The organism is Streptomyces gobitricini (assembly GCF_039532985.1).
Classification (GTDB): Bacteria; Actinomycetota; Actinomycetes; order Streptomycetales; family Streptomycetaceae; genus Streptomyces; species Streptomyces gobitricini.
In genome coordinates this window covers 128068-149901 of sequence record NZ_BAAASR010000027.1, presented here as the reverse complement: position 1 = coordinate 149901, position 21834 = coordinate 128068, and the positions used below count along the sequence as shown (strand labels likewise).

26 protein-coding genes are annotated in these 21834 nt (G+C 71.7%); 21 read left to right on the top strand and 5 right to left on the bottom strand.

Features of this window, described 5'->3' with window-relative positions:
• Nucleotides 1–94: 94 nt before the first annotated feature.
• Entirely contained in the window at nucleotides 95–442 is a 348-nt protein-coding gene (locus tag ABD347_RS23880; RefSeq protein ID WP_344364804.1) for a hypothetical protein, read from the top strand.
• 69 nt (nucleotides 443–511) lie between these two features.
• Nucleotides 512–1591 (top strand): amidohydrolase family protein, encoded by a 1080-nt coding sequence (locus tag ABD347_RS23875; protein ID WP_344364801.1) that lies wholly within the window; start codon nucleotides 512–514, stop codon nucleotides 1589–1591.
• Between the two features lie 75 nt (nucleotides 1592–1666).
• On the opposite strand, the gene ABD347_RS23870 is transcribed toward ABD347_RS23875, so the two are convergent.
• Genes ABD347_RS23870 through ABD347_RS23860 form a run of 3 tightly spaced genes read right to left on the bottom strand, consistent with a single transcriptional unit; the run spans nucleotide 1667 to nucleotide 4372 of the window.
• Entirely contained in the window at nucleotides 1667–2647 is a 981-nt protein-coding gene (locus tag ABD347_RS23870; RefSeq protein ID WP_344364799.1) for a COX15/CtaA family protein, read from the bottom strand.
• 34 nt (nucleotides 2648–2681) lie between these two features.
• On the bottom strand, nucleotides 2682–3449 hold the full coding sequence (locus ABD347_RS23865) for an ABC transporter permease (RefSeq protein WP_344364797.1): 768 nt from the start codon (nucleotides 3447–3449) through the stop codon (nucleotides 2682–2684).
• Complete coding sequence (locus tag ABD347_RS23860; RefSeq protein WP_344364794.1) at nucleotides 3446–4372, bottom strand: ABC transporter ATP-binding protein; 927 nt, start codon at nucleotides 4370–4372, stop codon at nucleotides 3446–3448. Before ABD347_RS23860 ends, ABD347_RS23865 begins: the two co-directional genes overlap by 4 nt.
• A 294-nt stretch (nucleotides 4373–4666) precedes the next feature.
• Between ABD347_RS23860 and ABD347_RS23855 the strand changes: the two genes are divergently transcribed.
• The 17 genes from ABD347_RS23855 to ABD347_RS23775 all read left to right on the top strand — a co-directional run bounded on the left by ABD347_RS23855 (nucleotide 4667) and on the right by ABD347_RS23775 (nucleotide 16722).
• Nucleotides 4667–5395 (top strand): helix-turn-helix transcriptional regulator, encoded by a 729-nt coding sequence (locus ABD347_RS23855; RefSeq protein WP_344364792.1) that lies wholly within the window; start codon nucleotides 4667–4669, stop codon nucleotides 5393–5395.
• Nucleotides 5392–6807, top strand: coding sequence for a Fe-S cluster assembly protein SufB (gene sufB / locus ABD347_RS23850; RefSeq protein WP_344364789.1), 1416 nt, complete (start codon nucleotides 5392–5394; stop codon nucleotides 6805–6807). The genes ABD347_RS23855 and sufB overlap by 4 nt, the downstream gene beginning before the upstream one ends.
• 139 nt (nucleotides 6808–6946) lie before the next feature.
• Nucleotides 6947–8128 carry a Fe-S cluster assembly protein SufD gene (sufD, locus tag ABD347_RS23845; RefSeq protein WP_344364786.1) on the top strand — a complete coding sequence of 394 codons (1182 nt, stop codon included), beginning with the start codon at nucleotides 6947–6949 and terminating at the stop codon, nucleotides 8126–8128.
• Entirely contained in the window at nucleotides 8128–8445 is a 318-nt protein-coding gene (locus ABD347_RS23840) for a non-heme iron oxygenase ferredoxin subunit (RefSeq protein ID WP_344364785.1), read from the top strand. Before sufD ends, ABD347_RS23840 begins: the two co-directional genes overlap by 1 nt.
• A gap of 7 nt (nucleotides 8446–8452) precedes the next feature.
• The gene (sufC, locus tag ABD347_RS23835; protein WP_344364784.1) at nucleotides 8453–9217 is read left to right on the top strand and encodes a Fe-S cluster assembly ATPase SufC; all 765 of its coding nucleotides are present in this window, start codon (nucleotides 8453–8455) and stop codon (nucleotides 9215–9217) included.
• A complete protein-coding gene (locus tag ABD347_RS23830; protein WP_344364783.1) occupies nucleotides 9214–10470 on the top strand; it encodes a cysteine desulfurase in 1257 nt (418 codons plus the stop codon). The genes sufC and ABD347_RS23830 overlap by 4 nt, the downstream gene beginning before the upstream one ends.
• 8 nt (nucleotides 10471–10478) lie before the next feature.
• Nucleotides 10479–10943 carry a Fe-S cluster assembly sulfur transfer protein SufU gene (gene sufU, locus ABD347_RS23825; protein WP_344364782.1) on the top strand — a complete coding sequence of 155 codons (465 nt, stop codon included), beginning with the start codon at nucleotides 10479–10481 and terminating at the stop codon, nucleotides 10941–10943.
• Nucleotides 10940–11278 (top strand): metal-sulfur cluster assembly factor, encoded by a 339-nt coding sequence (locus ABD347_RS23820; protein WP_344364780.1) that lies wholly within the window; start codon nucleotides 10940–10942, stop codon nucleotides 11276–11278. The genes sufU and ABD347_RS23820 overlap by 4 nt, the downstream gene beginning before the upstream one ends.
• A 340-nt stretch (nucleotides 11279–11618) precedes the next feature.
• A complete protein-coding gene (locus ABD347_RS23815; protein ID WP_344364777.1) occupies nucleotides 11619–11939 on the top strand; it encodes a DMT family transporter in 321 nt (106 codons plus the stop codon).
• On the top strand, nucleotides 11939–12478 hold the full coding sequence (locus ABD347_RS23810; protein ID WP_344364774.1) for a TetR/AcrR family transcriptional regulator: 540 nt from the start codon (nucleotides 11939–11941) through the stop codon (nucleotides 12476–12478). The genes ABD347_RS23815 and ABD347_RS23810 overlap by 1 nt, the downstream gene beginning before the upstream one ends.
• A 61-nt stretch (nucleotides 12479–12539) precedes the next feature.
• Nucleotides 12540–13136, top strand: a complete 597-nt coding sequence (locus ABD347_RS23805) for an RNA polymerase sigma factor (protein ID WP_344364772.1) — start codon at nucleotides 12540–12542, stop codon at nucleotides 13134–13136.
• Nucleotides 13129–14076, top strand: a complete 948-nt coding sequence (locus ABD347_RS23800) for a hypothetical protein (protein WP_344364770.1) — start codon at nucleotides 13129–13131, stop codon at nucleotides 14074–14076. Before ABD347_RS23805 ends, ABD347_RS23800 begins: the two co-directional genes overlap by 8 nt.
• A 145-nt stretch (nucleotides 14077–14221) precedes the next feature.
• Nucleotides 14222–15205 (top strand): 2,3,4,5-tetrahydropyridine-2,6-dicarboxylate N-succinyltransferase, encoded by a 984-nt coding sequence (dapD, locus tag ABD347_RS23795; protein ID WP_344364769.1) that lies wholly within the window; start codon nucleotides 14222–14224, stop codon nucleotides 15203–15205.
• A gap of 91 nt (nucleotides 15206–15296) precedes the next feature.
• Nucleotides 15297–15503 (top strand): hypothetical protein, encoded by a 207-nt coding sequence (locus ABD347_RS23790; protein WP_425575750.1) that lies wholly within the window; start codon nucleotides 15297–15299, stop codon nucleotides 15501–15503.
• Between the two features lie 285 nt (nucleotides 15504–15788).
• Nucleotides 15789–16178 carry a phage holin family protein gene (locus ABD347_RS23785; protein ID WP_344364767.1) on the top strand — a complete coding sequence of 130 codons (390 nt, stop codon included), beginning with the start codon at nucleotides 15789–15791 and terminating at the stop codon, nucleotides 16176–16178.
• Nucleotides 16175–16432, top strand: coding sequence for a DUF3618 domain-containing protein (locus tag ABD347_RS23780; RefSeq protein WP_344364764.1), 258 nt, complete (start codon nucleotides 16175–16177; stop codon nucleotides 16430–16432). The genes ABD347_RS23785 and ABD347_RS23780 overlap by 4 nt, the downstream gene beginning before the upstream one ends.
• Nucleotides 16433–16440: 8 nt before the next feature.
• Complete coding sequence (locus ABD347_RS23775; RefSeq protein ID WP_344364762.1) at nucleotides 16441–16722, top strand: DUF4235 domain-containing protein; 282 nt, start codon at nucleotides 16441–16443, stop codon at nucleotides 16720–16722.
• A 10-nt stretch (nucleotides 16723–16732) separates the two neighbouring features.
• Here ABD347_RS23775 and ABD347_RS23770 read toward each other — a convergent pair whose 3' ends face one another.
• Nucleotides 16733–17176 carry a GNAT family N-acetyltransferase gene (locus ABD347_RS23770; protein ID WP_344364761.1) on the bottom strand — a complete coding sequence of 148 codons (444 nt, stop codon included), beginning with the start codon at nucleotides 17174–17176 and terminating at the stop codon, nucleotides 16733–16735.
• 112 nt (nucleotides 17177–17288) lie between these two features.
• Here ABD347_RS23770 and ABD347_RS23765 point away from each other — a divergent pair, with 112 nt between their 5' ends.
• Nucleotides 17289–18011 carry an antibiotic biosynthesis monooxygenase gene (locus ABD347_RS23765; RefSeq protein WP_344364758.1) on the top strand — a complete coding sequence of 241 codons (723 nt, stop codon included), beginning with the start codon at nucleotides 17289–17291 and terminating at the stop codon, nucleotides 18009–18011.
• Nucleotides 18012–18016: 5 nt separating this feature from the next.
• Here the strand turns inward: ABD347_RS23765 and ABD347_RS23760 are convergent, their stop codons facing one another.
• Nucleotides 18017–19897 carry an endonuclease/exonuclease/phosphatase family protein gene (locus tag ABD347_RS23760; RefSeq protein WP_344364756.1) on the bottom strand — a complete coding sequence of 627 codons (1881 nt, stop codon included), beginning with the start codon at nucleotides 19895–19897 and terminating at the stop codon, nucleotides 18017–18019.
• Nucleotides 19898–20091: 194 nt separating this feature from the next.
• On the opposite strand from ABD347_RS23760, the gene ABD347_RS23755 reads away from it, so the two are divergent.
• Nucleotides 20092–21552: a hypothetical protein gene (locus tag ABD347_RS23755; RefSeq protein ID WP_344364754.1), complete on the top strand. Its 1461-nt coding sequence runs from the start codon at nucleotides 20092–20094 to the stop codon at nucleotides 21550–21552.
• Nucleotides 21553–21834: the final 282 nt, after the last annotated feature.

Genomic DNA, 21834 nt, shown 5'->3' with positions numbered 1-21834 from the left:
CCGCCCCCCTGCTCCGCCGACGGGCGGGCCGCGTGGTCAAGGCCACGTGGCCCGCCCGTCGCCAGTCGATCTACCCGCGAGTAGCATCCTGTCCATGGCAGACACCAAGCAGGGCGACACCAAGCAGGCGGAGGCCAGGGCCGAGCGCACGGCCGCGAAGCTCGCCAAGCGGATCCAGACGTTCTCCAAGGAGCACGGCGGCGCCGAGGGCCAGCTCGCCTACCTCGGCCAGATGGGCACCCGGATCGTGCTCGTCGGTGAGGACGGCGGCTGGGGCGACCTCGTCGCGCCCACCCACGAGGTCGCGAGGAGCGCCGCCGAGAAGGCGGGCATCACCCTCCACGAGTCCTTCGACGGCGACTTCGCGGCGAAGGTCCGCACCGGCCCGTACGAGTGGACCCGCATGGCGGGCATCCAGGTCGGCGGCCCCTCGAACGACTGAGGCAACACCTTGGGCGGGGTTCACCCGTTAGGACCTGTGACGGTTCAGCCATCGCAGGGAGCCCCCGCAATGATCGACACCCCGACGCTGGTGGACCAGTACTGCCACGGGGTGCTCCGCACCGAGCTGGGCCTCGGCACCTTCGAGACCCTGCTCGGCCGGTCCGCCGGTCCGCCCGCGGCCGGCACCACCTTCTTCGACACCCAGACCGGCTTCGCCGTACGGCGCTGGTGCCCGCCCCTGCTCGGGCTGGAACCGCACTGCCCGCCCGCGCTCTACCTGGCCCGCCGCCGCGAGCTCGGCGTCCTGGAATCGGGGCGCCGGCTGCTCCGCGCCACCGGGATCTCCACCTACCTGGTGGAGACCGGCCCGCCCGGCGACCTCACCGGACCGGTCGAGATCGCCGCCGCCGGCGATGCCCGGGCCCACGAGATCGTCCGGCTGGAGCTCCTCGCGGAGCAGGTCGCCGACACGTCCGGCACCGTGGACGCCCTGCTCGCCAACCTCGCCGAGGCGGTCCACGGGGCGGCCCTGTCCGCCGTCGCCTTCACCTCCGTCGCGGCGGTACGGCACGGGCTCGCCCTCGCGCCCGCGCCCCCCGGGCCCGGCGAGGTGCGGGGCGCGGCGGGGCGCTGGCTGGCCGGCCGCCGCGTCGGCGGGGCGCTCACCGACCCGGTCCTGCTGCGGCACCTGCTGTGGATCGCCGTCTCGTCCGGGCGGCCCCTCCAGCTGCACGTGGGCGACGAGGACCCCATGACGCTCGGTGAGTTCGCGGCGGCCACCGCCGGGCTCGGCACCGACCTGGTGCTGCTCCACGGCTACCCGTACCACCGGCAGGCCGCGCACCTGACGAGCGTGTTCCCGCACGTGTACGCCGATCTGGGACCGGCGCTCGCGCGGACGGGCGCACGGGCGGCGGCCGTGCTGGCGGAGACCCTCGAGCTGGCGCCGTTCGGCAAGCTGCTGTTCTCCAGCGGCGCGCGGGGGCTGCCCGAGCTGCACGTGGTGGGCGCGCGGGTGTTCCGCGAGGCGCTCACCCGGGTGCTGGCCGACTGGGTCCGGGACGGCGCGTGGTCCGGCCGCGACGCCCAGCGGGTCGCCCACATGATCGCGTCGGGCAACGCCCGTCGGGTGTACCGGCTCGGTTAGGCGCCGGGGCCCCGGGCGCCCGGTCAGGCGGCGGGCCGGGTCAGGCGGCGGCCCGGCTAGGCGGCAGGCGCCCGGTCAGGCGGTGGGGCTCAGCGCCGCGTCCGGCGCCTGCGCGGGGATCCCGGCGGCAGGTGCCTCGACCGGCCGCTCGCGCAGGCTCAGCGCCAGGCGCAGCACCGCGACCCACATCAGCGACGAGCCCAGCATGTGCAGGCCCACCAGGACCTCCGGCACACCGGTGAAGTACTGCACGTACCCGATCCCGCCCTGCGCCACCAGCACCACCAGCAGGTCACGGGCGCGCGCCCGGACGTCGTCGGGGGCGTCCACCACGCGGAGCGCGAAGAACACGGCCAGCGCCAGCGCGCACACCGCCCAGGCGAACAGCGCGTGGACCTGGGCCACCGAGGCGTAGTCGAACGGCATACGCGGTACGTCGCTGCTGTCACCCGCGTGCTCGCCGGAGCCCGTCACCGTCGTACCCGCCGCGACGAGCAGACCCGCCACGACCACCAGCGCCCAGCCGAGCTTCCGTACCGGCCCCGGCACCCGCGGGCGGGCCGCGCCGTCGCCCTCCCCGGCGCGCACCCAGGTGAGCGTGGTCACCGTCAGCAGGGCGTTGGCGGCGAGGAAGTGGACGGCGACGGTCCACGGGTTGAGCTCCAGCCGTACCGTGATGCCGCCGATGACGGCGTTGAGCACCACGATCCAGAACTGCAGCCAGCCCAGCCGGCTCAGCTCCCGTCGCCACGGCTTGGCCGAGCGGGCCGCGACGATGACCCAGCCGACGGCCGCGGACACCACGTACGTCAGCATCCGGTTGCCGAACTCGATGGCGCCGTGGATGCCCTGCTCGGACGTGGTGAACAGGCTGTCGTCCGTGCACTTGGGCCAGGTGTCGCAGCCGAGGCCGGAGCCGGTCAGCCGGACCGCGCCTCCCGTCACGATGATGACGACGGTCATGACGACGGCGGAGAGCGCGGCGCGCCGGACCGTCTTGGGGGAGGGTGTCCAGCGCTGGGCGATATAGGCGAGGGGGGTCAACACGGACTCCATCGTAGGCGGGCGCTTGTGCATGCGTTCACGAGGGTCACTCCCAGCGGAAGAACCTCGCGGCCGCGCCGAGCCCGAGCACCGCCCACACCGCCAGGATCGCCGCCGCGCCCCACGGCATCGACGCCCCGTCCTGGAGCACGTCCCGCAACCCGTCCGACAGGGCCGAGATCGGCAGCAGCTCCAGCACCGCGCGTGCCTCGCCGGGGAACTTCTCCAGCGGCACGACCACCCCGCCGCCCACCAGGAGCAGCAGGAACACCAGGTTCGCGGCGGCCAGCGTCGCCTCGGCCCTCAGCGTGCCCGCCATCAGCAGGCCGAGCCCGGAGAAGGCCGCCGTACCGAGCAGCAGGAGCAGGAACACGGCGAACGGGTTGCCCCGCGGCGACCAGCCCAGCGCCAGGGCGATCACCGTCAGCAGTGCGACCTGGAGCACCTCGGTGACGAGCACCGAGAGCGTCTTTGCCGTCATCAGCGCCCAGCGCGGCAGCGGAGACGCGCCGAGGCGCTTGAGCACCCCGTACCGCCGCTCGAAGCCGGTCCCGATGGCCTGTCCGGTGAAGGCGGTGGACATCACGGCGAGCGCGAGGACGCCGGGGGCCAGGAAGTCCACGGCCTCGCCGCTGCCCGTGTCCACGATGTCGACCGTCGAGAACAGCACCAGCAGCAGCGACGGGATGATCACGGTGAGCAGCAACTGCTCCCCATTGCGCAGCAGCATCCTCGTCTCGAAGGCGGCCTGCGCGGCGATCATCCGCCCGATCGGCGCCGCACCGGGCCGGGGGGTGTAGGTCCCGGCGCTCATGAACGCAGCTCCTTGCCGGTCAGTTCCAGGAAGACGTCTTCGAGGGTGTGCCGTTCGACCGCGATGCCGTCGGGCATCACCCCGTGCTGCGCGCACCAGGTGGTGACCGTGGCGAGCAGCTGCGGGTCGACCGTGCCGCTGATGCGGTACGCGCCCGGCGTGAGCTCGGCGGCCGCGGTGCCGTCCGGCAGCGCCTTCAGCAGCGAGCCGAGGTCGAGGCCGGGGCGGCCGGTGAAGCGGAGGGTGTTCTCGGCGCCGCCGCGGCACAGCTCCTCGGGGCTGCCCTGGGCGGCGACCCGGCCGGCGTCGATGATGGCGACGTCGTCGGCGAGCTCCTCGGCCTCGTCCATGAAGTGGGTGGTCAGGACGGTGGTGACGCCGTCGGCGCGCAGTTCGCGGATCAGCTCCCAGGTGGAGCGGCGGGCCTGCGGGTCGAGGCCGGCGGTCGGCTCGTCCAGGAAGACCAGCTCGGGGCGCCCGACGACGGCCATGGCGAGGGCCAGACGCTGCTGCTGGCCGCCGGAGAGCCGCCGGTAGGTGGTCCGGCCGCAGGACCCGAGGCCGAGGCGCTCGACCAGCGCGTCCACGTCCAGGGGGTGGGCGTGGAGTCTCGCCATGTGGGTGAGCATCTCGTCGGCGCGGGCGCCGGAGTAGACGCCGCCGGACTGGAGCATCACCCCGACGCGGGGCCTCAGGCGGGCGGCGTCGGCGACCGGGTCGAGGCCGAGGACGCGGACGGTGCCGGCGTCGGCGCGGCGGTAGCCCTCGCAGGTCTCCACGGTGGTGGTCTTGCCGGCCCCGTTGGGTCCGAGGACGGCGGTGACGGTGCCCGCCCGGACGTCGAGGTCGAGGCCGTTCACCGCGGTCTTGGTCCCGTACCGCTTGACCAGGCCACGGACCTGGACGACGGACTCGTATCGCATGGCAACGAAGTCTAGAGAGCGGGGCGGGGTACCCCGTCCGGCGGGTGGGGCGGGGAACGGGGCCGGGCCCGGGCGCGGACCCCGCCGGACGGCTGCGCCCGCCCTGCCGCCGGGGGTGCTCATGACCGCGATCGGGCAAAACGGGCAGGTCAGGCAGGTGGTCGGAGAGCGGCCGCGTTCGGAACGCTGATCGTTTCCGCAGGTCAGGTTAGGTTTCCCTTAGTGATGTACGGCACCGTCCACCCGTCGGGACGTCGCTTGTCAGGCTCTGAGGAATTACGCAACAATGGCGTTGTGAAAAACGTCGGTGAGGCTCCCGCGGCTCCAGCGGAGGAACTCGCGACCGGGGAGCGCTCCACGCGCAACCGGGTCGCGCGGTCCATCCTGGACCACGGCCCGTCCACCGTGGCCGAGCTCGCCAAGCGGCTCGGCCTGACGCAGGCCGCCGTCCGCCGCCACCTCGACGCCCTGGTGGCCGACGACGTCGTCACCCCCCGCGAGCAGCGCGTCTACGGCGCCCGCACCCGTGGCCGCCCGGCCAAGGTGTTCGCCCTGACCGACTGCGGCAGGGACGCCTTCGACCAGTCCTACGACTCGCTCGCCGTCGACGCCCTGCGTTGGATCGAGCGGAACGCGGGCGGCGAAGCCGCCGTCGCCGCGTTCGCCCGGGACCGGATCGAGTCCCAGGCGGAGGCCTACCGCGAGGCGGTCGAGGCGGCGCCGCCCGAGGAGCGCGCCGAGGCGCTCGCCAGGGCCCTGAGCGCGGACGGGTACGCTGCCACGGCGCGCAACGCGCCGGTCGGACAGCAGCTCTGCCAGCACCACTGCCCGGTGGCCCACGTCGCCGAGCAGTACCCGCAGCTGTGCGAGGCTGAGACGGAGATCTTCAGCCGTCTGCTCGGAACCCACGTGCAGAGACTGGCGACCATCGCCCACGGCGACGGGGTCTGCACGACGTACATCCCGCACACCACACCATCCGCATCTGCATCTGCAAGCACGGCCGGGAGGAACCCCGCATGACCACCGAGATCAGCCACCCCGAGCTCGAGGGCCTGGGTCGGTACGAGTACGGCTGGGCCGACTCGGACGCGGCCGGTGCCGCCGCCAAGCGCGGTCTCTCGGAGGACGTCGTCCGCGACATCTCCGGGAAGAAGAACGAGCCGGAGTGGATGCTGAAGCTGCGGCTGAAGGGTCTGCGCCTCTTCGACAAGAAGCCCATGCCGAACTGGGGCTCCGACCTGTCGGGCATCGACTTCGACAACATCAAGTACTTCGTCCGCTCCACGGAGAAGCAGGCGGCCTCCTGGGAGGACCTGCCCGAGGACATCAAGAACACCTACGACAAGCTCGGCATCCCCGAGGCGGAGAAGCAGCGCCTCGTCGCCGGTGTCGCGGCCCAGTACGAGTCCGAGGTCGTCTACCACCAGATCCGCGAGGACCTGGAGGAGCAGGGCGTCATCTTCCTCGACACCGACACCGCGCTCAAGGAGCACCCTGAGCTCTTCCAGGAGTACTTCGGCACGGTCATCCCGGTCGGCGACAACAAGTTCGCGTCGCTGAACACGGCGGTGTGGTCCGGCGGCTCGTTCATCTACGTCCCCAAGGGCGTGCACGTCGAGATCCCGCTGCAGGCCTACTTCCGTATCAACACGGAGAACATGGGCCAGTTCGAGCGGACGCTGATCATCGTCGACGAGGACGCCTACGTCCACTACGTCGAGGGCTGCACCGCCCCGATCTACTCCTCGGACTCCCTCCACTCCGCGGTGGTCGAGATCATCGTGAAGAAGGGCGCCCGCTGCCGCTACACGACGATCCAGAACTGGTCGAACAACGTCTACAACCTGGTCACCAAGCGTGCCGTGGCCTACGAGGGCGCGACCATGGAGTGGGTCGACGGCAACATCGGCTCCAAGGTGACGATGAAGTACCCGGCCGTCTACCTGATGGGCGAGCACGCCAAGGGTGAGACCCTGTCCATCGCCTTCGCGGGCGAGGGTCAGCACCAGGACGCCGGCGCCAAGATGGTCCACATGGCTCCCAACACCTCCTCCAACATCGTCTCCAAGTCGGTGGCGCGAGGCGGCGGCCGCACCTCCTACCGCGGTCTCATCGAGATCGGCGAGGGCGCCCCGGGCTCCAAGTCGAACGTCCTGTGCGACGCCCTGCTCGTCGACACGATCTCCCGCTCCGACACGTACCCGTACGTCGACGTCCGTGAGGACGACGTGTCCATGGGCCACGAGGCGACCGTCTCCAAGGTCTCCGAGGACCAGCTCTTCTACCTGATGAGCCGCGGCCTGTCGGAGGACGAGGCGATGGCGATGATCGTGCGCGGCTTCGTCGAGCCGATCGCCAAGGAGCTGCCCATGGAGTACGCCCTCGAGCTCAACCGGCTGATCGAGCTGCAGATGGAAGGCGCGGTGGGCTGACCCCCCGGCCGTATCGATCACGTCCCCGGGCTCACCCGGTGTGAGCCCGGTGAGCCGCCCGAGGGGCGACCGGCCCCGGCCGGCCCCGCCCCACGGGCAGCGACCGCACCGAACGCAGAAAGCGAGCAGACCGACAGCCATGGCTGAGGCTCAGAATCTCCCGGCGGGCTCCACCACCGCCGGCTCCATCGCGGTGGCCGCCGAGTCCACCGTCGCGACGCGCATGAGCGCCCCCCCGTCCTTCGACGTCGCGGACTTCCCCGTCCCGCACGGCCGTGAGGAGGAGTGGCGGTTCACGCCGCTGGAGCGGCTGCGCGGCCTGCACGACGGCACCGCGATCGCCACCGGTGACGGTGTGCGCGTCGAGGTGGAGGCGCCCGAGGGCGTCACCGTCGAGACCGTCGGCCGTGACGACGCGCGGCTCGGCAAGGCCGGAACTCCGGTGGACCGGGTCGCCGCCCAGGCGTACTCCGCCTTCGAGAAGGCCTCGGTCGTCACCGTGCCCAAGGAGACCGTGCTCACCGAGCCGATCCGGATCGCCGTGCACGGCGAGGGCGGCACCGCCTTCGGCCACCAGGTCGTCGAGCTGGGTGCGTTCGCCGAGGCCGTCGTGGTCCTCGACCACACCGGTGACGCGGTCCTCGCGGCCAACGTCGACTACGTCCTCGGCGACGGCGCCAAGCTCACCGTCGTCTCCATCCAGGACTGGGACGAGAAGGCCGTCCACGTCGCCCAGCACAACGCGCTGATCGGCCGGGACGCCTCCTTCAAGTCGGTCGTCGTCACCTTCGGCGGTGACGTCGTCCGCCTCCACCCGCGCGTGACGTACGCCGCGTCCGGCGGCGAGGCCGAGCTGTTCGGCCTGTACTTCACGGAGAAGGGCCAGCACCAGGAGCACCGCCTCCTCGTCGACCACAACACCCCGCACTGCAAGTCGAACGTCGCCTACAAGGGCGCGCTCCAGGGCGAGGACGCCCACGCCGTGTGGATCGGTGACGTGCTCATCCAGGCCGCGGCCGAGGGCACCGACACGTACGAGATGAACCGCAACCTGGTTCTCACCGACGGCGCCCGCGTCGACTCGGTGCCGAACCTGGAGATCGAGACCGGCGAGATCGCCGGCGCCGGTCACGCCTCGGCCACCGGTCGCTTCGACGACGAGCAGCTCTTCTACCTGATGGCGCGCGGCATCCCGGAGATCGAGGCCCGCCGCCTCGTCGTCCGCGGCTTCTTCGCCGAGCTGGTCCAGCAGATCGGGCTGCCCGACGTCGAGGAGCGCCTCATGGCCAAGATCGAGGCCGAGCTGGAGGCGTCGGTCTGATGCCCTTCGTCCGAGCCTGTGGGCTGAGCGAGCTGGAGGAGGACACCCCCAAGCGGGTGGAACTCGACGGCACGCCCGTCTCCCTCGTCCGGACCGAGGGCGAGGTGTTCGCGATCCACGACATCTGCTCGCACGCGAACGTCTCGCTGTCGGAGGGCGAGGTCGAGGACTGCCAGATCGAGTGCTGGCTGCACGGGTCCGCCTTCGACCTCCGTACCGGCAAGCCGTCCGGCCTTCCCGCGACGCGCCCCGTCCCCGTATACCCCGTAAAGATCGAAGGGGACGATGTGCTCGTCTCCGTCACCCAGGAGTCCTGAGTCACCCATGGCAACGCTTGAAATCCGCGACCTGCACGTCTCCGTCGAGGCCGACAACGCCACGAAGGAGATCCTCAAGGGCGTCGACCTGACCGTGAAGCAGGGCGAGACCCACGCCATCATGGGCCCCAACGGCTCCGGCAAGTCGACGCTCGCCTACTCGCTGGCCGGTCACCCCAAGTACACGATCACCAGCGGCACCGTCACCCTCGACGGCGAGGACGTCCTGGAGATGTCCGTCGACGAGCGCGCCCGCGCCGGCCTCTTCCTCGCCATGCAGTACCCGGTGGAGGTCCCCGGCGTCTCGGTGAGCAACTTCCTGCGCACCTCCGCCACTGCCATCCGCGGCGAGGCCCCCAAGCTGCGCACCTGGGTGAAGGAGGTCAAGGAGGCCATGCAGCGCCTCAACATGGACCCCGCCTTCGCCGAGCGGAACGTCAACGAGGGCTTCTCCGGCGGTGAGAAGAAGCGCCACGAGATCCTCCAGCTGGAGCTGCTCAAGCCGAAGGTCGCGATCCTCGACGAGACCGACTCCGGTCTGGACGTCGACGCGCTGCGCATCGTCTCCGAGGGTGTCAACCGCGTCCGCGAGAGCGGCGAGGTCGGCACCATGCTGATCACGCACTACACCCGCATCCTGCGTTACATCAAGCCGGACTTCGTCCACGTCTTCTCCGCCGGCCGGATCGTCGAGTCGGGCGGCCCCGAGCTCGCCGACAAGCTGGAGAACGAGGGCTACGAGTCCTACACGAAGGGTGGCGTATCCGCGTGACACAGCTGCCGGGCCTCCTCGACACCGAGGCGCTCCGCAAGGACTTCCCGATCCTCGACCGGGTGCTCCACGACGGCAAGAAGCTCGTGTACCTGGACAACGCGGCGACCTCGCAGACGCCGCGCCAGGTCATCGACGCGGTCAGCGAGTACTACGAGCGGCACAACGCCAATGTGCACCGCGGCGTGCATGTGCTGGCCGAGGAGGCCACGGCGCTGTACGAGGGGGCGCGTGACAAGGTCGCCGCCTTCATCAACGCGCCCAGCCGGGACGAGGTGATCTTCACCAAGAACGCCTCGGAGTCGCTCAACCTCGTCGCCAACATGCTGGGCTGGGCCGACGAGCCCTACCGGGTCGACCAGGACACCGAGATCGTCATCACGGAGATGGAGCACCACTCCAACATCGTTCCGTGGCAGCTGCTGTCGCAGCGCACCGGCGCGAAGCTGAAGTGGTTCGGTCTCACCGACGACGGCCGCCTCGACCTGTCGAAGATCGACGAGATCATCACCGAGAAGACGAAGATCGTCTCCTTCACGCTGGTCTCCAACATCATGGGCACCGTCAACCCGGTCGAGGCGATAGTCCGCCGCGCCCAGGACGTCGGCGCCCTGGTGCTGATCGACGCCTCGCAGGCCGCCCCCCACATGCCGCTGGACGTGCAGGCCCTCCAGGCCGACTTCGTCGCCTTCACCGGCCACAAGATGTGCGGCCCGACCGGCATCGGCGTGCTGTGGGGCCGCCAGGAGCTGCTGGAGGACCTCCCGCCGTTCCTCGGTGGCGGCGAGATGATCGAGACCGTTTCGATGAGCTCGTCGACGTACGCCCCGGCACCGCACAAGTTCGAGGCGGGTACGCCCCCGATCGCGCAGGCCGTCGGCCTCGGCGCGGCGGTGGACTACCTCACCTCGATCGGCATGGAGAACATCGCGCGCCACGAGCACGCGATCACCGAGTACGCGGTCCGCCGTCTCCAGGAGGTCCCGGGCCTGCGGATCATCGGCCCGGTGACGGCCGAGGACCGCGGCGCGGCGATCTCCTTCGTCCTCGGCGACATCCACCCGCACGACGTGGGCCAGGTCCTCGACGAACAGGGCATCGCCGTCCGGGTCGGCCACCACTGCGCACGGCCGGTCTGCCTCCGGTACGGAATTCCTGCGACCACGCGGGCGTCGTTCTATCTGTACTCCACTCCGGCCGAGGTCGACGCCCTGGTCGAGGGTCTGGAGCACGTCCGGAACTTCTTCGGCTAGGAGCGGGTGTGAAGCTGGATTCGATGTACCAGGACGTCATCCTGGATCACTACAAGCACCCCCACGGGCGGGGCTTGCGGGACGGCGACGCCGAGGTGCACCACGTCAACCCGACGTGCGGCGACGAGATCACGCTGCGCGTGAAGTACGACGGATCGCGGATCGCGGACGTGTCGTACGAGGGTCAGGGCTGTTCGATCAGCCAGGCGTCCGCCTCCGTCCTGAATGAACTCCTCGTCGGCAAGGAACTCGCCGAGGCGCAGCAGATCCAGGCCACGTTCCTGGAGCTGATGCAGTCCAAGGGCAGGATCGAGCCCGACGACGCGATGGAGGAGGTGCTGGAGGACGCGGTCGCGTTCGCCGGCGTCTCCAAGTACCCGGCCCGGGTCAAGTGCGCCCTGCTGAGCTGGATGGCCTGGAAGGACGCGACGGCCCAGGCGATGGGTGACGGCGCGGAGAGGAAGACGGCATGAGCGAGAACCAGACGGCCCAGATGAAGCCGGCGTCCGAGGAGGAGGTCCGCGAGGCGCTGTACGACGTCGTCGACCCCGAGCTGGGCATCGACGTCGTCAACCTCGGCCTCATCTACGGCATCCACATCGACGACTCCAACATCGCGACGCTGGACATGACGCTGACGTCGGCGGCCTGCCCGCTGACCGACGTGATCGAGGACCAGGCGAAGGCCGCGACGGACGGCATCGTCAACGAGCTGAAGATCAACTGGGTCTGGATGCCGCCGTGGGGCCCGGACAAGATCACGGACGACGGTCGCGAGCAGCTGCGCGCGCTCGGCTTCAACGTCTGAGGTCACCCGCGCCGGGACTCCCCGTACCGCGTAAGACGGCCATGCCCTCCCCCGAGCTCTTCGAGCAGGGGGAGGGCATGGCCGTCTCCTCCTGCCGGCACCCGTGCCGTGCGGAGCCGGCCCGCTTCCGGGCGGGCCCGGTCCTCCTCCCCGTACCGGAGAGGAGGACCACGGCCGCCGTGAGCGCGGCCGGCGGGGTGATGCCGGACGTCCGCCGCCGGGCGCCCCGTACCGGGTGCGAGGAGCGGCGCGGCGACGGACGCCCGGCAGAGGCGGCCGGGGCGAAGCCGAGCCTCCCCGTGGCGGACACGCCACCCGGCGGATATGTACGCTCGTACACATGGGATACGGACTGCTCGCCGCGGCGATCGCGGCGGAGGTGGCCGGTACGACGGCCATGAAGTACAGCGAGGGTTTCACCCGGCTGTGGCCCTCGCTGCTCACCGTCGCCGGCTATCTGCTCGCCTTCGGCCTGCTCGCGCAGACACTCAAGACCCTCTCCATGAGCAGCGCGTACGCCATCTGGGCCGGCGTCGGCACCGCGGCCGTCGCCGCGATCGGAATGCTGTTCATGCACGAGCCGGCCGGCCCGGTGAAACTCGTCGGCATCGCGCTGATCGTCGTCGGTGTGGTCGTCCTCAACCTCGGCGGGGCGCACTGATGGCACGGCGCCGGTACGATCCTGACCGGCGCCGCCGCATCATCGACGCGGCGATCCGGGTCGTTGGGCGCGGCGGCATCGCGGGCCTGAGCCACCGCACGGTGGCGGCGGAGGCGGACGTGCCGCTCGGCTCCACGACGTACCACTTCGCCTCCCTCGACGAGCTCCTGGTCGCCGCACTGCGCCAGGCGGGCGAGGGCTTCGCCGCGGCCGTCGGGGAGAGCGAGGCGCTCAGCGACCCCGGCACCGATCTCGCGGCGGAACTCGCCCGCCTGATGGGGCAGTGGCTGGGCGGCGAGCGCACCGGCGTGGAGCTGGAGTACGAGCTGTACCTCGCCGCCCTCCGGCGCCCGGCGCTCCGGCCGGTGGCCGCCGAGTGGACGGACGACGTGGCGACCGCCCTGTCGGCCAGGACGGACCCGGCCACCGCCCGCGCGCTCGTCGCCCTGATGGACGGCATCTGCCTCCAGGTGCTGCTGACGGACGCGGCGTACGACGAGGAGTACGCGCGCGAGATGCTGGGCCGGCTGCTCGCGTGAACCCGGCCGGGCCCTGCGGGGAACAGAGGGTGTGACCACACCCGCCAGAGACGGAGACCCCGTGAACGGCCCACCGGGCGACGACGCGACCGTCATAGCCCAATCGCTGGACCGCCCCGAGGCCTTCGCCGAGCTGTACAACCGGTACGCCGCCGACATCCACCGGTACGCCACCCGGCGTCTCGGGGACGCGGCCGCCGACGACATCACGGCCGACACGTTCCTCGCCGCGTTCCGCGCCCGAGCCCGTTACGACCAGGGGCGCGCCAACGCCCGCCCCTGGCTGTACGGCATCGCCGCCAACCTGATCGGCAAGCAGCGCCGCACCGAGGTCCGCGCGCTCCACGCGCTGGCCCGTACCGGGCGCGACCCGGTCGCCGAGTCCTGGGTCGACCACGCCGACGACCGGGTCACCGCCCAGGCCGCCCACGGGCCCCTGGCCGGAGCGCTCGCGTCCCTCTCGGGCGGCGACCGGCACGTGCTGCTGCTGGTCGCCTGGGCGGACCTGACGTACCAGGAAGTCGCCGAGGCGCTCTCCATACCGGTCGGCACCGTCCGCTCACGGCTCAACCGGGCGCGCCGGAAGGTACGGGCCGCGCTCGGCGACAGTGACCCCACCCTCGTACACGACTTCGCCCCGGAGGTCACCCATGGATGAGATGCGGACGCTTCAGGACTTCCGCGCGGACGCCCCCGACGCCGATCGCGCCCGCCTCGCCCCCGGCCGCCAACGCCTCCTCGACGAGATCGGCCGCCCCCGCCGCCGCCTCCGGGGCGGATGGCTCCTCGCGGTGGCCGGCGCGGTGTCGGGCGTCGTGGTCGCCGCGGTGCTCGTGACCCACGTCGTGCCGCCGTCCGACGGGCCACGGGTGAAGGCCGAGTACGCCACACCTCCCGAACCGCGCGACGGGCAGTGGCTCTACCGGAAGGTGCTCACCCGGCAGTCGACGCTGAACTTCCGCGACGACAACAACCCCGTGACAGAGAAGGGGCCCGGCTGGAAGCCGTACTGGACGCACGCCGCCGAGACCTGGACACAGTACGGAAGCGGAAAGACGCGAAAGGCGCTGCCCGCGGGAGGAATGGAATCCGTCGTCGGCACGTCGCCATTGGGTGCGCCGAAAGACACCCGGGCCAAGCTCGCGAGAATGCCGAACGAGCCGCTCGAACTGATGCGGGCGCTGCGCGACATCATCACGATGCCCAAGGGCGACCCGGCCGCGCTGGACATCGCCGACTACCGGCGGATCAGGTTCGCCTTCACCGAACTGGACGCCATTCCGCCGAAGGTCCGCCTGTCGCTCTTCCGAACGCTCCGGATGATCCCCGGCGTCACGGTCCGCCAGGAGCCGGCCGAAGACGCCCTGGGCAGGCCCGCGATCGCCGTGCACTGGTCGGACGACAACGAGTTCACCCAGGACACCCACCGGCGCGACGAACTGCTCCTGGACCCGGAGACCTACGAGTTCCTCGGCGAACGGACGCTGCTGCTCGCGGGCGGCATGATCGACTCCAAGGTGACGACGAAGGACACCCTGATCCAGGTCACCGCGGTGGAGAAGACCGCCGTAGTGGACAAGTCCGGCACACGCCCCTGACCCGTCCCGCGTCGCCCGCCCCGGCACGGGGGTGCGGGGCGGGCGACCGCGGCCGGGGGGTGGCGCCGGGGTTCGGCGGGGCGACCGGCGACCGGGAGGTGAGACCGGTTCGCCCGGGTGGCGGGGCGCCGGTTAGGTTTCTGGCATGACTTCTGCACCTCGTACCACCGGCGCCGTCGCCGCCGGTCTCGCCACCATCGCCGGTGACGGCACCGTTCTCGACACCTGGTTCCCGGCCCCCGAGCTCGTCGCCGAGCCGGGGCCCGCGGGAACCGAGCGCCTCACCCCCGACCAGGCGGTCAACCTCCTCGGTGACGGCGCCGCCAAGGCCCTCGGCGTCGACGCCCGGCGCGGTGTCGAGATCGTCGCCGTCCGCACCGTCATCGCCTCGCTCGACGAGAAGCCGCTGGACGCCCACGACGCCTACCTGCGCCTGCACCTGCTCAGCCACCGGCTCGTCAAGCCGCACGGGCAGAGCCTGGACGGCGTCTTCGGGTTGCTCGCCAACGTCGCCTGGACGTCCCTCGGTCCGGTCGCCGTCGACGACGTCGAGAAGGTCCGGCTGAACGCCCGCGCCGAGGGCCTGCACCTCCAGGTGACCAGCGTCGACAAGTTCCCGCGCATGACGGACTACGTCGTGCCCAAGGGCGTCCGCATCGCCGACGCCGACCGCGTCCGGCTCGGCGCGCACCTCGCCGCCGGAACGACCGTCATGCACGAGGGCTTCGTCAACTTCAACGCCGGAACGCTCGGCACGTCGATGGTCGAGGGTCGCATCTCCGCGGGCGTCGTCATCGGCGACGGCAGCGACATCGGCGGCGGCGCCTCCACCATGGGGACCCTCTCCGGCGGCGGCAACGTCATCATCTCCGTCGGCGAGCGCTGCCTGATCGGCGCCGAAGCGGGCGTCGGCATCGCGCTCGGTGACGAGTGCGTCGTCGAGGCCGGCCTCTACATCACCGCCGGGACGCGCATCACGATGCCCGACGGGCAGATCGTCAAGGCTCGCGAGCTCTCCGGCGCCTCGAACATCCTCTTCCGCCGCAACTCGGTCACCGGCACCGTCGAGGCCCGGCCGAACAACGCGGTGTGGGGCGGGCTCAACGACGTCCTCCACAGCCACAACTGATTCGTGTGATCATGCGTGACCTTTCCGCCGCTCGGGTGGATAAACAGGTCGCAGGCAGTCACATGATTCGGCGAGGCGAGGGACGGCTCATATGAACATCCGCAGGTTTATCGTCATGGGTGCCTTGGCGGCGGCGGTCCTCGCCGTGCCCGGCGTCGCCCACGCCGACGAGACTCACAGCGGTCCGGACCAGGGCCACCGGGTGGCGCTGGTGTCGATCGGCCAGATCGACGACCCCATGGAGGACGTGCTGGAGCACGTCGCCATCCTGGGCCACAACTCGGTCGTCGGGTCCTGAGCCAGTCCCTCGTACGCCGCCCCGCAGCCCGTCGACCGCCTCCCGGTCGGCGGGCTGCGGCGGTTCACGGACGGCCCGCGTCCAGCAGCGCCGGTGGCGCCGTCCAGGACCGGGCCGTCGCACCCTTGGGCCACCAGGTCGGAGGCGCAGCCCGGGGCGCACAATGGTGTAGGTGTACTTAGTGCTGCTGGCCGGCATGAGTAAGCGTTGCTGAAGAACGCGTTGATTGCGGGACCGCTCGGCGGGGTACCCGAAGCTTCCCGTACGAGATGGGAGGCGATCCGCGTGGCCGGAGAACCGTCGGTCGGCGAGCTGGTGAAGCAGGCGTCTGAGCAGCTCTCCGACCTGGTCAGGACCGAAATGCGCACCGCGCAGGCCGAGATGATGCAGAAGGGGAAGCGCGCCGGCAAGGGCGGCGGAATGCTGGGGGCCGCTGCGGCCGTCGGCTACGTCGGCCTCATCGGGGTGTGGGCCTCCGTCGCCGCCGCGCTGGCGGTGGCACTCGACGTGTGGGCCGCCGTCCTCATCGCGACCGTACTGTTCCTCGCCCTGGCCGGGGTCCTCGCCGTGCTGGGCCGCGCGCAGCTGAAGCGCGCCGCGCCGCCGAAACCGGAGCGGGCGATCGACGGTGTGCGCTCGGACGTCCACGAGATCAAGGAGAGGGTCCACCGATGACACGGGATACGCACCACACCCCTGGACCTGACGAACTCCGCCTCCAGGCGGCACGCAAACGGCAGGAACTGGGCGAGACCATCGACCAGCTCATGGCCAGGACGGACGTGAAGGCGCGCGCCGCCCACCTGGTACACGACAAGACCCCGGAGCCGGTGCGTGAACATTCACGCCCGCTCCTCGCGGCGGTCGCCGCCGTCGTGGTCGCGGGTGTGGTGCTGTGGCAGCTCCGACGCACGGGAAAGTGGGGATGAGGACGGGAATGGCGAAGAAGAAGAAGAAGCACAAGCAGAAGTTGCTCTACCGGCCGGTGGGCATCCTCCTCGGCATGGCGAGCGGTGCCGTGGCCAGCACCCTGTTCGCCAAGGCGTGGGCCGCGATCGGCGACGGTGACGCCCCGGACGCCATGGACGAGGAGCGCCAGTGGAAGGAGATCCTCCTGGCCTCCGCCGTGCAAGGGGCGATCTTCGCGGTGGTCAAGGCGGCGGTGGACCGGTCCGGCGCGGTGGGGGTCCGGCGCCTCACCGGCACCTGGCCGGGCTGATCCCCGTGGGTCACAGGCCCAGCTTGAAGCCGTCGTGGCTCCGGGTGAAGCCCAAAGAAGCGTAGAACCGGTGCGCGGCTGTGCGCTCCTTGTTGCTCGTCAACTGGACCAGCGCGCAGCCGCGCGACCGTGCCCGCTCCACCGCGCGGGACACCAGCTCCCGGCCCAGACCCTCACCGCGCCGGTCGGGCCTGACACGGACGGCCTCGAGCAGCGCCCGCTCGGCCCCGTGCTTCCCGAGGCCGGGAATGTACGTCGCCTGCAGGCAGCCGAGGACCTCCTCGCCCTCCACCAGCACCAGGACCTCGTTGCGCGGGTCCGCCTCGATCGCCGCGAAGGCCCGCTCGTACGCCCCGTCGACAACGGCCTCGTCGGCGGAGGCGGCCGATGCGGCCCCGGTGATCAGCGCGATGACGGCGGGCAGTTCGGCCCGGGTGGCGGGGCGGAGGATCATGCCGCAGAGTCTGGCATCCGGCCCTGTTGACCTCAACCGCGCTTGACCTTCGATCATGGTCATGCGACCGCGCCACACGGGTGGGGCGGCGCCCGTCCGAGGAGGACACGACATGACCGTGACCCTGGCCAGTGGGCCCGACGCACGTCCCGATTTCCACCGGCCCGGCGTCGGTGCCGTCACGGTCAGCACGTGGCGCGTCGGGACGCCGGAGCGGCAGCGGGCCGCCGTCGACGCCATCGCCGCGGCGTGGCGGAGCCGGGACTGGCCGGATGTGGGGCTGCTCTCGTACAGCGTGTACACCGGCGAGGACGGGGACACGCTCCTGCACTACTCGCAGTGGACCAGCGAGGAGGCGTACCTGGAGTTCGTCCGGACCCACCGGGACGGGAGGAACGCCGAGATCGACGCCGCCGTCCCCGGTATCGAGCGGGTCGCCCTGCACTCGTACGAGCGGTACCGTGGCGGCGCCCTCAGCTCCGCCGAGTCCCGCGTACCCGGCTGCGTGGTGATCGTCGACGTCGAGTTCGACGGGCCGGACGCCGACCGGCAACGCGACTGGGTGGACACGGTGTTCGAGGCTCTCCGGACCGATCCGCGCCCGCACCCGGGCGGGATCTCCGCGCACTTCCACATCGGCCTCGACGGCACCCGGGTGCTCAACTACGCCGAGTGGGAGAGCGCCGAGGCCCACGCCGAGGCGCTCGCCGGGCCCGGCGACGGGATCGGCACCGCCACCCCGCAGTGGCACAAGGTGCGGACGTACCCCGGTGTCGTCGGGGGCGGTGTGCGGCGGTACACGCCCGCGCTGGCCCTCAGCGCGGGCGTGTCCTGAACGGGTCACGGACGGAAGCGCAGCACCTGCGGGTCGTGGTCGCTGTTCTGCTCGGCGAACTCGGCGTTGATGTGCACGCTGTCGTACGTGAACCGGCGGATCGAGGGGCTGGTCAGGATCTGGTCCAGCACCTGGCTGTTGCCCTGGTAGACGTACGAGTAGCGCTCGCTGCGCGGCAGTGAGGTGATCGCGGCGCGCAGCGCCCCGCCGTCCGTCAGCGCCTTCGTGGTCTCGGAGAACTCGAAGTCGTTGATGTCGCCGAGGACGACGACGTCGGCGGTGTGCTGCACCTTCAGGATGTCCTTGACGAAGGTGTTGACCACCCGCGCCTGCTGGAGGCGCTGGGCTTCGGAGGAACGATTCGGCGGCTGGTGGTGCGAGACCAGCGACTCGTCGCCGCCCTTCGAACCGAAGTGGTTGGCGACGACGAAGACCGTCCGGCCCCGGAAGGTGAACTCGCCGGCCAGCGGCTTGCGGCTGTTCTCCCACGCCGTGTTCGCCGGGTCGATCCGGCCGGGGGAGTGGGTCAGGGCCGCCCGCCCCTTCTCCCGCACGACGCCGGTCGCCGTCGTCGCGTCACCGGCCGCGCGGTCGGTGAACGACACGCGCTCGGGGTTGAAGAGGAAGACCTGGCGGATGTTGCCGCCCGGCTGGCCGCCGTCCTTGTTGTTGACCGGGTCGACGGTGCGCCACTCGTACGCCGGACCGCCGGCCGCGACGATCGCGTCCGTGAACTTCTTCAGCGTCTGGTCGGCGGCGACCGTACCGTCGTTCCTGGCCCCGTTGTTGTCCTGGATCTCCTCCAGGGCGAGGATGTCCGGCGAGGCCAGGTTCTCCACGACGGCCTTCGCCAGCGCGTCGAACTTCTCCTGGGCGTCGGTCGGGTCGAGGTTCTCGACGTTGTACGTCGCCACCGCCAGCTCGCCGCGGTGCTGCTTACGGGTCCGCTCGCGCTCCAGGCCGCGGTCGGAGACCGTGCCGAGCGTACGGGCGGTGAGGGTGTAGCCGCCGAACCGGTTGAAGTCCAGCGGCCCCTCCGTCGTGCCGGTCAGCCAGTCGCCCACGTTCGCCTTCGGGAACGGCTGCTGGGCGAGCGGGATGAGCGACTGGATCTGGAGCCGGCCGGTGTTCTGCGAGGTGTACGAGCCGTAGACCGTGCCGCCGCGCCGGTTGTCGTTCTCGTGCGGCTTCACCGTCACCCAGAGCTCGTTGTACGGGTCGGTCGCGCCGACGACCCGGGAGGAGCCGACGCGGATGTTCATGCCCTCCAGGGACTCGTAGTAGTCCAGGGCGTAACGGCCCGGTTCGAGGGTCCGGCCGTTGATGGACCCGCCGGCCGCCGGGTCGCCCTCGGGGGCGTACACGGAGGGCACGGACCCGGCCGTGACGGTGGTGGGAGCGGGGACCGGGTTGCCGGAGGAGGTGACGGTGACGGTGGGCCCGGTGATCTGCGTCAGCGACTGGTTGCCGGAGGACGCGCCGCCCGGGACGTACTCGGTGACCGTGCCGGAGACGGTGACCGCGTCACCGACGGCGACGGTCGGGACGGAGCCGGTGAAGACGAAGACGCCCTCACTGGTGGCGGGGTTGTCGTCGGTCCGCGTGTCCTGGAACCAGAAGCCGCGCGAGCCGTACGTCCGTACGCCGGTGACGACACCGGTCACGCCGCTGACCTGCTGCCCGGCGAGCGGGGATATCCGGGTGGTGCCCTGGATGTCGTGGACGCGCACCGTGTCGTCGGTGCCGGCGGCGGTCGCCGGCCCCGTGGCGAGCAGGCCCGCGGCCAGCGCGGCGGCGACGGCGGCCGAGACGGCGGCGGTGCGCGGCGCGGTGCGCGGCGGGGTCGTCGGGTTTCTCCGCGCGGTTCTCGGCAGGGAGGAAGGCATCACGGGCTCCGTGGGGTGGTGGGAGGTACTGGGCGGTAGCTCTACGCGCGTCAATGTCTGGTCTGGGGCCTGTACTTGTCAAGGGTTCGCGGGTGGACGGCTCTTGACCGGTACATGAACTGCCGGGCAGGGGCCCGGATACGTCTACGCTGGGGGCCGCCCGACCCCACGTACGTGCCGAGGAGAAACCGCTGATGTCGTCGGATCGCCCCACCCTGCCGCCGGTGCGGCTGCCCTCGGACGCGGAGCTGGCGCGGGACGCGCTCGTCGCCCCGCTGCTGGCCAGGGCCGTCCGGCTCGCCCGCTGGGCGGGGCCGGAGACCCGGGTCGGCGCCGGCGGCGAACTGGTCGAGGAGCAGCTGCCGGCCGCCGCCGAGGCGCTCGGGCTCACACCGGACGACGACGGGGCGGCCTACGCCAGCGAGGCGTGGCGGGTCGCCGTCGACACCGGGCTCGTGGTGGTCGAGGAGCCGCAGGACGACGAGGGCGGCGGCGAGGACGGCGCCGTCGAGGCGGGCGGACAGCTCGCGCTCGTTACCGGCGGGGCACCGCAGGACATTCTGGCGCTGTGGCTCGACGCCCTGGAGACGGCCCTCGCCGACGCGACCGCGCCGCTCCTCGACGACCTCGCGGACCTCCTCGGTGAGGACGGCGACCTCGACCTGGACGCGCTGGACTGGGACCCGCAGCGCGAGGCCGAGTTCCTCGACGGCGTCCTCGGCAACCTGTACCTCCTCACCGTCACGGAGGGCGGCTCCGGGGACGCGCCCGTGCCGCTGCCGGCGCTCGCCGCGTCGATGCTGGTGCCCGACGACATGGGCGAGCCGACCGACGACATCCTGGAGCAGGTGTCGGACGCGATGATGCGGCTGGACGACCAGTTCCGCGTGCTGGAGCCGATCGGGCTCGTCGAGTACCAGCCGGTCGACGAGGCGCTCATGGCGGAGGAGGACGAGGAGCCCGCGCCGGCCGCCGACGACGAGGACGTGTCCCGGTACGGCATGGTGAAGCTCACCCCGCTCGGGCTCTACGGCGTCCGCGCCCGGATGCTGGAGGCGGGCATGGACGCCCCCGCCGTCGGCGACCTGGCCGACAAGGGCGCCGACGTGCTGCTGGACGGGCTCGCCCGCTACCCGGAGGCGTCGGCGCGCGCCGAGACACACGCGTGGCTCGCCCGCCGGGAGGCGCTCGCGGCGGCGCGCGACCTGCTCGCGGCGGCGAAGGGCGTGGACGCCGGCTCGCCGCTGCGCCGGCTCCACTGCCAGCAGGCCCTGTCGCTGGTGGGCGCGGAGGCGGAACCCGCGGTACGGGAGGTCCTCGACGACCCCGAGCTGGGCGGCCTCGCACGCGTCTGGCTCGCGGAGCACGGCGCGGCGGACGTGCCGGCGCCGCCGGAGGCGATGATCTTCTGGCTCGCCGTCGACACGCTCGCCGCGCAGCTGGACGCGGTCGGCGGCGGCGACCTGGAGGAACTCCAGGAGCTGGTGGAAGGGCTGACGAGCCAGCACAGCGGGTTCTTCGACGCGGCGTGGCGGGTGGAGCACCCGGCCACACCGGAGGTCCTGGAGGCGATGGGCCGGCTGCACCGTGACAAGCGGGTGGCGAAGGAGGCGCGCAAGGCCGCCTTCAAGGCCCGGTCCCGGGCGGGTGACTGACGGGGCGCCGCGTCTGCCGGAGGCGCGGTGCCCGGCGGGGCCGTCCTGCCGGGTGCGCCGCGCGTGGCGCGGCCGTCTCGTCGGGGGCGCCGTCCTGCGGGGTGCGCCGTGTGGCGGGGACGCCCCGTCGGGGGCGCCGTCCTGCCGGTGGCACGGGGCGCCGCGTCTGGTGGGGGCGTTGCCGTGGGGCCGTACCCCTTCCGCGCGCGTCTCCTCGGCGGCCGGCGGCAGGCGGCCCCGGGCACCGGTGAGGGAGCCGGGCCGATGCCGCCGGCCCCGCGG